This window comes from Aeromonas sp. SG16 (assembly GCF_024436135.1).
Classification (GTDB): Bacteria; Pseudomonadota; Gammaproteobacteria; order Enterobacterales; family Aeromonadaceae; genus Aeromonas; species Aeromonas jandaei.
This window is the reverse complement of sequence record NZ_JANFNW010000002.1, coordinates 101,165-113,726: the sequence shown is the minus strand read 5'-3', so window position 1 is coordinate 113,726 and position 12,562 is coordinate 101,165. Positions and strand designations below refer to the sequence as shown.

The window sequence follows — 12,562 nt, the reverse complement described above, 5'->3', positions numbered from 1 at the left end:
GTGGTCAATCCCGCCTCCTCTCATCTGTTATCACCCTCAGCATCCCGGGCTCTCTCTCTGATAGACTGACTCTCTTTGGCTGGGACCTGCGCCCAAGCCAGCAGCTTCATCTTGCAAAGGAGTGTTGGATGTCCGGTTGTTCCTGGTGGGATAGATCCACCGGTTTTGCCTTGCTGACCATTGTGCTGTGGGCCTCGCTGGCCGCACTGACGTCGCGCATTACCAGTGTTTCGCCACTCGTTCTGGTGGGGCTGGTGCTGTTTTTCTGCGGGGCCGGGGCATTACCCTTTTGGCGCCAGTGGCGGGCCAGCCCGCTCACCTGGCTGATTACCATCACAGCCCTGCTCTTTTATCATCTGCTGCTTTTTATGAGCTTTCGCCACGCCCCGGTGCTTGAGGCCAACCTCATCAACTACCTCTGGCCGCTCTGCATCATCCTCTTCACCCCGCTGTTGCTGCCAAATCATCCCCTCCACCTTCGCCACATTCTGGCGGGGATCTGCGGACTGGCTGGCTCCATGCTGGTAATGGTTGATGGCGAGTTGCAACTGAAGCAAGCCTATCTGCCCGGCTATCTGCTGGCGCTGGGTGCCGCCATCATCTGGGGCGCCTACTCGGTACTGTCGCGCCGTCTGCCACCGGCGCCTGCCGTGGTCACTGCAGCAGCCTGTCTGCCCGCCGGCGTGCTGGCGCTGCTGCTCGCCCGTCTGCTGGAGGGGCCTCTGCCACTGACACAGATCCCGGCCAGCGACTGGAGCCTCATCATCGGGCTGGCTCTTGGCCCCATGGGGGCCGCCTTTGTTACCTGGTATCTGGCGCTGCGAGACGGCGATCCACGCCGGATCGGTGCCCTTGCCTACCTGACCCCACTGCTGAGTACCTTGCTGCTGGTGACATTGAACGGAGAGGAGCTGACCTCTCGCCATCTGCTGGCCGGTGCCCTGATCATGGGCGGTGCCCTGCTTGGCATGCGGAGCAAAAAAGCCCCTCCAGCCATCGCCGCCGCAAGCTAACCCCTGCTGCACTGGCAAAAATCGATGCGTTAAAGATGGTGTCATAAAAACGCCATCTCTCCCCGTTAGGCTCAGGCCATGCCCCATGGATGGCCTACCGCTGACAGGAACCACATCGTGAAAATTGCCCACTACGTCACTCTCTCCTCCCTCGTTCTATTGCTGGTCGCGGGAGGCGAGGCGCTGGCGCTCTACCGGGGGTGGCAACAGCTGGCGCAAACCGAGCAGACTCAGCGACAGCATGAGGCGTTGCAGCAACAGGTCACGGTCGCGTTGCAAAACAGCTTGCGTGACTACCTCGCCGCAGGTGATCCCCAACAACTGGCCGCCGCAGAGAAGATCCGCACACGAGTTCTGGTTGCGCTGGAAAATCAGCCACAAGAGATAGCCGCCCCTCTGCAGCATCAGCTGGAGGAGATGGGCAAGCGCATCGAGCACGACTATCAGGCGGCGGGCAAGCTCTCCGGCAACAGCCAGTTGCTGTTGCAAAATGCCGAGAACGAGATCGCCAGTCAGGCGCTGGCTCTGCTGCACTACGGAGAACAGGGTGAAAGTGGTGAACAGGCCAATGCTGCCCGGCAATACCGCTTGGCAGCCTCGGAGATTCTCGCCAGCCTGTCGCAGCTCGGCCACCAGCGTCAAAGCTACATGGAGCAGGGAAGCAGCAAACTGCTGGAAGGGCTCACTCTCGAGCTGGAAGAGATGGCGAAGCAGGCAAACCAGCTGCAAGCGCTGCCACTGCTCGGCATCTATGAACAGCCAGCAGCGGACGAATTCACTCTGGGAGAGCCTGAGCGCAAGGAGATAGGTGATCAGCCGCGCAGCGAGGTGCAATCACTCATCAAGCGCTATCCACAGGAGCTCGCCAACAGCCGCATGGCGCTGCAGCAACAGCAGGCTGCCCGCCATGCCGTGCAGCAGGATATAACCCGGATGGTGCAGCTCACCCGCGAGATGGGCGACACGATTGCCAGCGAACGGCAGGCCGTCAACCAGAGACTGGCCACCATACTCGGCACGCTGGCGCTGATCCTGGTGGCGGTGGCCCTCCTTTTTGCGCTGGTGCAGCGCCGCTGGCTGCTTGCCCCCTTGTTGCGCTTGCGTCACGCCTTTTTGCAGCTGGATAACACCGGACAAGCGGAGCCCCTGCCTGCTGCTCGCGAGCGCAACGAGCTGGGGGACATAGTCACCAGCTACAACCGTCTGATTGGCCGCCTACAACAGGATCAACAGCAGAAAGCGGGGCAACTCTCGGCGGTCTCCACCAGCCTGCAGGGAATGGTGAGCCAGGTGGAGGAGATCCATCAGAGCACCCGCACCACCGAGCAGGTCGTCGATGAAAGCGGCCAGATGATGGGAGAACTCAATCAGCTGGCTGGCGAGGTGCATCAGGTAGCTGCGGAGATAGCCCGCCATGCCAGCCACAACGAACAGGCCATGAGCCAGAGTGAAGGGCTGGTTGGCAACATGCTGCATGCGACCACCCAGACCGGGCTTGCCATCGACGAGAGCGGTGAAGCGCTGCAGGCTCTCAAACGCTCGGTCAGCGATGTGACCGCCATCGTCGACGTGATTGGCCACATCGCCCAGCAGACCAACCTGCTGGCCCTCAATGCCGCCATCGAAGCCGCCCGTGCCGGCGAGCAGGGGCGCGGTTTTGCCGTGGTAGCCGATGAGGTGCGCCATCTCTCAGCCAACACCCAGCGCTCGCTCAACCAGATCACAGAGATCCTCGGACGACTGACCCAGTCAGGCGACCAGCTTGGAACCGTGCTCGATCGCATCACCAGCGAGGCAAACAGCCAGCGCGAGCAGGCCGAGCGACTGCGGGAAACAACCCAGGCGGTGCGGGAGATCGCCCGCAATACCGCGGTGATCGCCCTGCAGGGCGCCGACAATGCCAAAAGTCAGGAGCACAAACTGGCCAGCTTTGCCGACCTGATCGCCCGCATTCATCAGCATGCCCGTCAGGTCAACCAGCTCTCGGTGCAGGTCTCCTCCCATATTCACCATCAGGCCCGCCAAATCCCGCTGATCCTGGGCCAGCCAAATTGAATATTGCGCGCTAACAGCCCCGCACCCTCTCTCGCCTGTCAGCGGGAGAGTTTTTTTGTTGCGCAAAATTATCTGTTGCCTGCAGGTTAATATTGACCACGGACAGGCCGTCGCCCTGCTCGCTCCCCACCTCCTTCTGCAACCCATTGAAAACGCTCTCATGGCCGCATGACGTGGAATGAGAGCCCTTCACCTTCACGCAATGAATATTTGCACTCTGTCATACTTTTGAAACTTGGCGGGAACTTTTCATTGATATTTCGCACCGCGAACGTACTCTTGTGATTGTCCGATAGCCAAGAATCGGAACATAAAAAACAAAGAGTGATGAACAGAACTGCACTGCCACAGATGTGCCAAGACATCGGGGTTGCAGAGATCAAACTGAACGATTTTTTGCCCTGCGGGGTTTTGATTGCAATGCCAATACCGAGCGGTGGGCCAGATGCCGACTGCCGGAACAAAAAAAGCTAAGTCCATAAAATCAGGAGCAATACAAAATGGAAAAAGTGATCTTCAAGCGCGCCGCGTTGAGTGCCGCTGTGGTAGCCGCTCTGGTAGCACCCGGTATGGCATTGGCAGCTCAGGACATGATGAGCCCAACCTACGGCAAATCCTACGAAGCCTTCGTCAATGATTCCAAGCTGACAGGTGGTGTTTTCTACTTCCAGCGTGAGCGTGACCGCAAACAGGGCCAAGAAGCCCACTACGATGACGATGGCAAATACGTACCAGCCCAAGATGGCAAGTACCATAGCAACCTCAGCCACTCTACTGCACAGGTAGCACTGAACTTCAACTCCGGTTATGCATGGGACATGATCGGTGTCGATGTGGGTGGTTTCGCTGCTGCCAACCTTGCCGTTGACGAAAGCAACGGTGTCAACGAAGAGAACGAGTTCTCCTTCTGGGGCAACAGCTGGTCGCAAGGGGATGGTCTTTCCGAAAATGGTGCCAGCCTCTCCAACGCAGCTCTGAAACTTAAATTCCTGGATGGAGCTCTGACTGCCAAGGGTGGTTTGACCCAGCTCTATGTTCCGGGCGTAATGGGTGTTAACTGGTCATATCAGCCAGGTACCTATCGTGGTGGCCAGATTGAAGGCAACTTCGGCGGCCTCTACCTGACCTATGCTATCGCTGACGAGTACAAGGCCCCCTGGTTCAAAGATACCAACGGCTTCTCCAAAGCAGGCAACTACGCCGGTGCAGCTACCCAGTATTCTGATGAAAACCAGATCGACTACATCCACGCCCTGGCTGCTCGCTATACCTTTGAGAATGGCACTGCCATTACCGGCTCTTTCGGTCAGTCCGAAGGCTATATGGACAGCTACCACTTCAAACTGGCTCACAAGTTTGACGTGTTGGGTGGCCTCACCACCAGTTATCAGTTCTACGGTTCCGAAACTGACAACACTGACTATGACGGTCTTGCATGGCAGCAAGCTCTGACTGCCGCTTGGGCCATGGGTCCTTATGGTTTCCGCCTGGAAGGCTTGTGGACTAAAGCTGAAGGTGACATGGGGAACTACCTGCCCCGTCTGACCAAAGGCTACGGCAACTCCCAGGGTGCCAACGAAATTTGGTGGGATTCCCGCTCTGACTGGAACGAAAACAACGAGAAAGCACTGTTTGCCGGCGTAACTCGCTCTCTGGACGATCTGGTTGGTGCCCCTGGCTGGTCTGTCGGTGTATCCGGTGCCTATGGCTGGGATGCCGAAAATGGCAATAGCACACGTGTGGATGGCAAAGAGTGGGCCGCCAACTTTGACGTCATGTATACCGTGCAGGATGGCAAGCTGAAAGGCACTCTGTTCAAACTGCACTATACCGATTACAACAACATGCAGGATGAGAAAGGAAACTGGTACTATCCGAACATGTTCCAATCCGAACACGACGTCAAGTTCCACATCATCATGCCGTTTACCATCATGTAATCAGGCAACACGATGTCAGCAAACCGGGCCACTTGGCCCGGTTTTCTTTTCCCCGATCAGCAGGTTAACATGCTGACAGACTCCCACTTTCCATCCGCCCCCCCTCTCACAAGGATCTCTCTATGCCCCGATTTGTTCTTGTCACCGGATGTTCCAGCGGAATCGGTCTGGCTGCCGCCCAGGTGCTGGGTCAGCACGGCTTTACCGTGATCGCCTCGGCACGCAAGGCAGAGGATGTGGAGCGCTTGCAGCAGCAGGGGTTGCTGGCAGTACAGCTGGATCTGGCGGATCCCGCCTCCATCGAACTCGGAGTCAGTGCGGCGCTCCATCTTGCTGGTGGTTGCCTCTATGGCCTGTTCAACAACGGCGCTTATGGCCAGCCGGGGGCGCTGGAAGATCTGCCCACCGAGGCGCTGCGCGAGCAGTTCAACACCAACCTGTTTGGCTGGCATCACCTCATTCGTCAGGTGCTGCCCGCCATGCTGGAGGCCAGAGAGGGGCGGATCGTGCAAAACAGCTCGGTGCTGGGGCTGGTCGCCATGAAGTATCGCGGCGCCTACAACGCCAGCAAGTTTGCACTGGAAGGCTATTCGGATACCCTGCGTCTCGAGCTGGCCGGCAGCGGCGTCCATATCAGCCTGATTGAACCCGGCCCCATCGATACCCGCTTTCGTGCCAACGCCCGCGCTGCCTTTCTGCGCCATATCGACCCGACCAAGAGCCGCCATCAGGCGGCCTACCAACAGACCCTCAAACGGCTGGAGCGAGAGGGCGGCGCCCGTGGCTTTACCCTGCCAAGCGAAGCCTGTCTGCCGCCGCTGATCCATGCACTGAGCAGCGCTCGCCCCAAGACGCGCTATCCGGTCACCACCCCGACCAGAGTTTTTGCCCTGCTAAGACGGATCCTGCCCACTCGTTGGCTCGACAAGCTATTGGCAAAATCAGCCTGATCCCTTGCACTGACGACGACCTGCGTCGCCTCGTTCAATAGTGCTCGCCATTGCTGTAGTAGGCGCTTTTATCGATGGGGAAAACCTGCACCACCACATAGGTTTGTTCCCCCAGCGCCGCCTTCAGATGGCGGGTGATAAGGACTGCCGTCTCATCCTGAATCTCCTGCGGCCTGGCAAACCAGTGCAGCTCGACAAACGGAAAACCGGACTCCAGCTCACCGTCACGAACCCAGTGGCTCTCGACCCGCTCCATGGTGACGAACTCCGGCTTGCCACCGGTCAGGGCACAGAGATCCGCAAGCAGCGGCGCGCTGATCTCCTTGAGGGTATCGAGTGAAACGGCGCGAAAACGAAGATGGGGCATGGCAAACCTCTTGGCTATCAGAAATGAGCACTTATCATAGAGTCTCCTGCGATGAAAAGAAGTCACCAGCCCGGATAAGGATCACCATGAAATTCCAGCGCTCCCTGTTTGCCTTTCTGCTCTGCCTGCTGCTGCCGCTCAGCGCCTTTGCCGATCCCGCCTTCTACAAAATCAGCAAGGGCAACCAGCAACACTGGCTGCTGGGCTCCATTCATGCGGGCAAGCCCTCCCTCTATCCGCTACCGGAGCCGGTCGAACGGGCCTGGCTGCAGAGCCGCGCACTGGTGATGGAGGTCGACATGAACAGCATCACGCAGGCGCAGTGGCAAGAGATGGGTTCTCTCACCCGCTTGGTAGATGGCAAGGCCCTCAAGGAGCATCTGCCTGCCGAGCTCTACCAGCGCACCCTGATGGCTGGCGCGCGTCTTGGCCTCAATGAAGCTGCGCTCGCCCCGCTGCGCCCCTGGTTTGTTGCCATCACCCTGACTCAGGCCGCCATGGCCCGCTCCGACTTCAAGAGCGAGCTCGGGATCGATCAACACTTTGCCGCACTGGCCGCCAAAGAGGGCAAACCCGTGGTGGGCTTCGAGACCCTGCTGGAGCAGCTCGGCTATCTTGCCAGCGTGGGTGACAACCAGACCCTGATGCTCTCCAGCACCCTCGACGAGCTGCCGATGCTCGACACCGGCTTCGCCGCCGTGATGAAGGCATGGCAGCAAGGGGATGAGGCAACGCTTATCAATCTGCTCAAGGAGGAGATGGCACCGCCCGCTCTGCAGAGCTGGATGGAGCAAACCCTGCTGGCCGAACGCAACCACAACTGGCTGGCCAAGTGGCAGACCCTGCCCAACGAGAGCTTTATTGTGGTCGGCGCGCTGCATCTTTATGGCGAGCAGGGACTGCTGGCGCTGCTGGAGCAGCAGGGGTGGCGCGTCACTCTGCTGACCACGCCCACCGTGCTGCAAAGCACCAAATAAGGATTCGAGTGAGATTCATCACAGTTTGTGACTGGTCATAAAACAATCTCATGGGGAGTTGATCGGGATCATCTCCCTGCAGATAAAGGGGTATTTATGATGCCTGTCATCCACCGGGTGACAGGAGCAATGGAATGGACTTTTGGCTGGATCTGATGTTTGGCAACAGCGTGGGCTTGATGTCGATGATGGTGATTATCGGCACCTTCATCCTGATCAGCTCTTACGCTGCCTACTTCATCTACAAGGTGATGCACTCGCAGCCACCCAAAGCAGAGAAGTAATCCCCACAGGCGGCAGCAACTGGCCGCCTGTTTCGTCTCCGCCCCCCGGTTCATCCCTCCCTGCGCGATTGAACCGGACGATCGTTTTGCGGATCGGCTCGCACCGCTATAATGGCCCCACTTTGTTTCATATGGGGAGCCTGCCGTGTCACATAGCGACGAACTCTCGCTTTTTCTGAATGAAGTGGCCGATGTCAGGCCCATTCGCAGCGACAATATCCATCCCCAGGGGGTGAAATCCGCCCCGACAGAAGCCCAGCTGGCCCGCCGTCAGGCCGCCACTGCCGAGCAGCTGGCGCTCGATCACCTCACTATGGAGGCGATCGAGATGCTCGACCCGCACGAGATCACCGGCTTCAAGCGCGATGGCGTACAAGAAGGGGTCTACAAGAAGCTGCGGCTCGGCAAGTACGAGCTGCAGGCAAGCCTGGACTTGCACCAGAAGACGCTCAATGAAGCGCGTCAGACGCTGGTGCAGTTCATCACCGATTGCGAGCAGCGCGATATCCGCTGTCTGCTGATTCTGCACGGGAAGGGGGAGCGCAGCACGCCGCGCGCCCTGCTGAAAAGCTATGTCAGCGCCTGGCTGCCGCAGTTGCCGGCGGTGATGGCCATCCACAGCGCCGAGCGCCGCCACGGCGGCAGCGGCGCCCTCTATGTGCTGCTGCGCAAGAGCGAACGCAAGAAAGCGGAAAACCGCGAACGCCACCAGAAGCGCCTCGGCTGATGCCTAGCGCCCGTCAGGGACGATCACAAGGACAACACCATGTCATACCAGAAACTTGAACAGCACCAGCAACAGCTGCACCGCCTCAACCACCTCTCCGCCATCTGTGGCTGGGATCGCGCCGCCATGATGCCGGAAGGGGGCAATGAGGCGCGTGCCGAAGCGTTGGCCGAGCTCGGCCTCATCATCCACCACAAGCGCACCGCCCCCGAACTTGGCGACTGGATTGCCAAGGCAGAGAGCGAGCAGCTGGATGAGGTGCAGCGCGCCAACCTGCGCGAAATCAAGCGCCAGTGGCAGGATGCCAGCCTGCTGCCCGGCGAGCTGGTCGAGGCGCTGTCGCTTGCCGGCAGCAAGTGCGAGCACGCCTGGCGCAGCCAGCGCAAAAACAACGACTGGGCCGGTTTTGCCCCCAATCTCGAAGAGGTGGTGAAGCTCTCCCGCGAGGTGGCACGTTTGCGGGCAGACAAGCTTGGCGTGCGCCCCTACGACGCCATGCTGGCGCTCTATGAGCCGGGCATGACCAGCGAGCGGCTGGATCAGATCTTCGGCGATCTCGCCAGCTGGCTGCCGCCCCTTATCCAGCAGGTCAGCGAGCGGCAGAAGGAAGAGTCCCTACTGCTGCCGCAAGGCCCCTTCCCCATCGCGGCCCAGCAGGCACTCGGTCAGGAGGTAATGGGGCTGCTCGGCTTTGATTTTGCCCACGGCCGGCTCGATGTGAGCAGTCACCCCTTCTGCGGCGGAGTGCCGACCGACGTGCGCATCACCACCAGATACAACGAGCAGGAGTTTATCTCCAGCCTGATGGGCATAGTCCATGAAACCGGCCATGCCCGTTACGAGCAGGGGTTGCCACGCCAGCTGTCGGGGCAGCCGGTTGCCGAGGCGCGCTCCATGGCGATTCATGAGAGCCAGAGCCTGTTTTGCGAGATGCAGCTCGGCCACGATCCCGCTTTCCTCTCGTTGCTGGCGCCCCATATTCGCGCCCATTTCGGCGATCAGCCGGCCCTGAGCCCGACCAATCTCGCCAGACTCTACAGCCGGGTCGAACCCGGTTTTATCCGGGTCGATGCGGATGAGGTGACCTATCCTGCCCACGTCATCCTGCGCTACGAACTGGAGCGCGACCTGATAGAAGGGCGGATCGAAGTAGCAGACATCCCCGAACTGTGGGATGCGAAGATGCAGCAGTGGCTGGGACTCTCCACCAGGGGCAACTACCGCAATGGTTGCATGCAGGATATCCACTGGACTGACGGTTCGTTCGGCTACTTCCCGAGCTACACGCTCGGCGCCATGTATGCCGCTCAGCTGCGCTTTGCGCTGGAGAAAGAGCTCGGCAGCATGAGTGAAGTGATCGCCGCAGGCCGCCTGCCGGAGATCTTCGCCTGGCTCGGCCGCCATATCTGGTCGCAGGGTAGCCGCTACAGCACGGATGAGCTGATCAGCCGCGCTACCGGCGAGGCGCTGAACCCGCACTGGCTGCGCCAGCATCTGGAACAGCGCTATCTGAAGTGATCCGTGCAATACGGGTAAAACATGACGGGGCCATGACAGGCCCCGTTTTTTTATTGGTAAACGATCCGTGTCAGAGCGGATCCTGCACGCTTAAAAACTCGCGCAGTTGCAAGATATTGCCCTCCGGGTCAAACGCATTGCGCACCACGAAACCGGGCCCGGACCACTGCTGCGGCAGCAGGCCGCCACCGAGATCCGCCGCTTTCGCCTCCGCCCACGCAAGGCTTGGCACGGTAAAGAAGAGCTTGATGGCCCCCTGCTCACGCAGCGCCGGTGGCGTCGTGACAACGATCTGTCCGATATAGGGCTCGGGGATGGCATGCACAAGCAGCTGGATGTCGCCGTTCTCCAGCACGATCAGCTGCTCGCTCTGACTGCGGATCTCCATCTGCAGCAAGGTTCGGTAAAAGTGGCTCAGCAAGCCCGGCTCCCTGGCGTAGATCAGGGCGCCGGCACGGGCGGGACCTGGCATAGTGCAATCCTCGGTGATAAAGGCTTATCCACCTTCGCACAGTTGCGCACGACCTTCACCTTTTTCAGCGCACATTCCGCGCAAACTTAATTGCTATCCCTGTCCGTTTCTGGCTAGTCATCCCTCGCGATCCTGCTTAGTCTCTCACTCATCCCTTTTGTGCCGCATCAGCACACACCCGGCACCTACCAGCAAGAGAGCCATGCCATGACGCCGCAGCACGAGCGTGACCAGCCACAGGGTCACCAGATCAACGCCCTCAGCCGCGAGCAGTGCCACACCGCGCGGCTCGCCCGCGACGCGCGCTTCGATGGCCGCTTCTTTACCGGCGTGCTCTCGACCGGTATCTACTGCCGGCCTGTTTGCCCGGCACGGCCACCGCACGAGCACAACGTGCGTTACTTCCCGAGCGCCGCTGCCGCCGAGCAGTATGGCCTGCGGCCCTGCCTGCGCTGCCGCCCGGAGCTGGCGCCCGCTGCCCGTGGCGATCTGCCGGTTGAGCTGACACGGCTGCTGGCGCGAATCGATCGCGGCGAGCTGGCAGACAGCACGCTCGCCGAACTGGCGGCGGAGAGCGGTATCAGTGAGCGCACGCTACGCCGCCAGTTCGAGGCATACCTTGGCGCCTCACCAAAGCAGGTGGAGCAGACGCGCCGCCTGCTGCTCGCGAAACGGCTACTGACCGAGACCCGGCTCCCCATCACTGATATCGCGTTTGCCGCCGGTTTTGCCAGCATCCGTCGCTTCAATGACGCCTGGCTCAACGCCTATGGGCTGGCCCCGCGCACCCTTCGCCAGCAGGAAGGTTGTGACGATATGGCCGACTACAGCGTTTCAGGCCAGCGTGGGGCAACGTTGACGCTGCAACTGCCCTACCGCCCTCCGTATAACGTGGCGGCCATGCTGGCGTTCTATCGGCTGCGGGCGATCCCCAGGCTGGAGCGGGTTGATGGCGAAGTGTACGAGCGGCGCTATCTGGTTGGCGATCAGGTTGCACTGGTGCGCATCGCACAGGGCAAGGGGCACAGCCTGCAGCTCACCGTCCATGATCTGCCGCTCGCCGCGCTGCCGGATCTGCTCTATCGGGTGCGCCGGATGTGGGATCTCGATGCCGATATGCAGCGGATCGGCGATCTGCTCGGTCGGGATCCGCTACTGGCCCGTTTGCAAGCGCGCTGGCCCGGCGTGCGCCTGCCGGGGGGCTGGGACGAGTACGAGGTGATGCTACGCGCCATCGTCGGCCAGCAGGTCTCGGTCAAGGGAGCCATCACCATACTCGGGCGACTGGTGGCGCGCACCGAGGCCCAATTCGGGGTGGCGCAACTACCGCCCCCCGCCCAGTTGTGCAAACTCGATCTCGACGGGATTGGCATGCCCGGCAGCCGCATTCGCACCCTGCGGGGCGTGGCGCAGGCACTGGCTAGCGGCGAGCTAACCCTCACTACAGCCAGTGATGAACAGTTGCTGGCTCTACCGGGCATAGGCCCCTGGACGGTCGCTTACTGGCGGCTGCGCTGCGGGCTCGATACCGATGCCTTCCCCGCCTCCGATCTGGTGCTGCAAAAAGCGCTGGGAGGCGGTGCCAAGCTGCCGGTGAAGGATGTGTTGGCGCAAAGCGCCGCATGGCAACCGTGGCGCAGCTATGCGGCAAGCTGGCTGTGGCACGCCATGAGCGAAGCGCCCGATTTGCTGCTCCGTGCCACTGGCAACGAAAACCAGCCGGATAACCAACAACAGGAGATAACCCCATGATCCGCTACGATATCCTGCCGACCCGCTGCGGCGATCTGCTGGTTGCCATCAACGAGTATGGCTTGGTGCACGTGGACTTTGTCGCGGGACTGCGGGCACTGCCCGATATGAGCGGCTGGCTGCAAGACCCCGCAGCGCTGGCCCCCTTCCTCGCCGAGTTTGACGCCTATTTTGCCGGTCGCTTGCAGCGCTTCTCCCTGCCCCTTGCCGCCCGTGGCACCGCTTTTCAGCAGGCAGTGTGGCAAGCGCTGTGCGACATCCCCTATGGCGAAACCCGCAGCTACAGCGATATTGCTCGCGCTATCGGCAAGCCCGAGGCGGTTCGGGCTGTGGGCGCAGCAAATGGCCGCAATCCGCTCTCGATCATCGTCCCCTGCCATCGGGTGATCGGCCAAAACGGCAGTCTGACCGGCTATGCGGGGGGATTGGAGATTAAAAAAGTGCTGCTGGCGCTGGAGAAGCAAGAGAGGGAGCTAGCCACGGCGCAATAGTGCACAGGCCGACCGA

The 12,562-nt window shown here is 60.6% G+C and carries 12 protein-coding genes; 10 read left to right on the top strand and 2 right to left on the bottom strand.

The annotated features are described in order from the left end of the window. Window positions 1–128: 128 nt before the first annotated feature. From NOM67_RS07630 to NOM67_RS07615, 4 genes are all read left to right on the top strand, one after another. On the top strand, window positions 129–1,013 hold the full coding sequence (locus NOM67_RS07630; protein ID WP_255935512.1) for a DMT family transporter: 885 nt from the start codon (window positions 129–131) through the stop codon (window positions 1,011–1,013). Window positions 1,014–1,130: 117 nt separating this feature from the next. Next, window positions 1,131–3,068, top strand: a complete 1,938-nt coding sequence (locus NOM67_RS07625; RefSeq protein ID WP_255935511.1) for a methyl-accepting chemotaxis protein — start codon at window positions 1,131–1,133, stop codon at window positions 3,066–3,068. Between the two features lie 500 nt (window positions 3,069–3,568). After that, window positions 3,569–5,008 carry an OprD family outer membrane porin gene (locus NOM67_RS07620; protein WP_156852416.1) on the top strand — a complete coding sequence of 480 codons (1,440 nt, stop codon included), beginning with the start codon at window positions 3,569–3,571 and terminating at the stop codon, window positions 5,006–5,008. 122 nt (window positions 5,009–5,130) lie between these two features. Further along, on the top strand, window positions 5,131–5,958 hold the full coding sequence (locus NOM67_RS07615) for an SDR family oxidoreductase (RefSeq protein WP_255935509.1): 828 nt from the start codon (window positions 5,131–5,133) through the stop codon (window positions 5,956–5,958). 34 nt (window positions 5,959–5,992) lie between these two features. Here the strand turns inward: NOM67_RS07615 and NOM67_RS07610 are convergent, their stop codons facing one another. After that, window positions 5,993–6,325: a DUF1904 family protein gene (locus tag NOM67_RS07610; protein WP_255935508.1), complete on the bottom strand. Its 333-nt coding sequence runs from the start codon at window positions 6,323–6,325 to the stop codon at window positions 5,993–5,995. An 86-nt stretch (window positions 6,326–6,411) separates the two neighbouring features. On the opposite strand from NOM67_RS07610, the gene NOM67_RS07605 reads away from it, so the two are divergent. From NOM67_RS07605 to NOM67_RS07590, 4 genes are all read left to right on the top strand, one after another. Then, the gene (locus tag NOM67_RS07605) at window positions 6,412–7,302 is read left to right on the top strand and encodes a TraB/GumN family protein (protein ID WP_255935507.1); all 891 of its coding nucleotides are present in this window, start codon (window positions 6,412–6,414) and stop codon (window positions 7,300–7,302) included. Between the two features lie 134 nt (window positions 7,303–7,436). After that, entirely contained in the window at window positions 7,437–7,586 is a 150-nt protein-coding gene (locus NOM67_RS07600; RefSeq protein ID WP_071912328.1) for a DUF3149 domain-containing protein, read from the top strand. Window positions 7,587–7,731: 145 nt separating this feature from the next. After that, window positions 7,732–8,313, top strand: coding sequence for a DNA endonuclease SmrA (smrA, locus tag NOM67_RS07595; RefSeq protein ID WP_139394145.1), 582 nt, complete (start codon window positions 7,732–7,734; stop codon window positions 8,311–8,313). 39 nt (window positions 8,314–8,352) lie between these two features. Continuing rightward, window positions 8,353–9,831, top strand: coding sequence for a carboxypeptidase M32 (locus NOM67_RS07590; protein ID WP_255935505.1), 1,479 nt, complete (start codon window positions 8,353–8,355; stop codon window positions 9,829–9,831). A gap of 70 nt (window positions 9,832–9,901) precedes the next feature. Here NOM67_RS07590 and NOM67_RS07585 read toward each other — a convergent pair whose 3' ends face one another. Further along, window positions 9,902–10,303, bottom strand: a complete 402-nt coding sequence (locus tag NOM67_RS07585) for a VOC family protein (protein ID WP_215807335.1) — start codon at window positions 10,301–10,303, stop codon at window positions 9,902–9,904. 207 nt (window positions 10,304–10,510) lie between these two features. Between NOM67_RS07585 and NOM67_RS07580 the strand changes: the two genes are divergently transcribed. Next, window positions 10,511–12,055 (top strand): AlkA N-terminal domain-containing protein, encoded by a 1,545-nt coding sequence (locus NOM67_RS07580; protein WP_255935501.1) that lies wholly within the window; start codon window positions 10,511–10,513, stop codon window positions 12,053–12,055. Continuing rightward, on the top strand, window positions 12,052–12,546 hold the full coding sequence (locus NOM67_RS07575; protein WP_255935498.1) for a methylated-DNA--[protein]-cysteine S-methyltransferase: 495 nt from the start codon (window positions 12,052–12,054) through the stop codon (window positions 12,544–12,546). Before NOM67_RS07580 ends, NOM67_RS07575 begins: the two co-directional genes overlap by 4 nt. Window positions 12,547–12,562 lie beyond the last annotated feature (16 nt).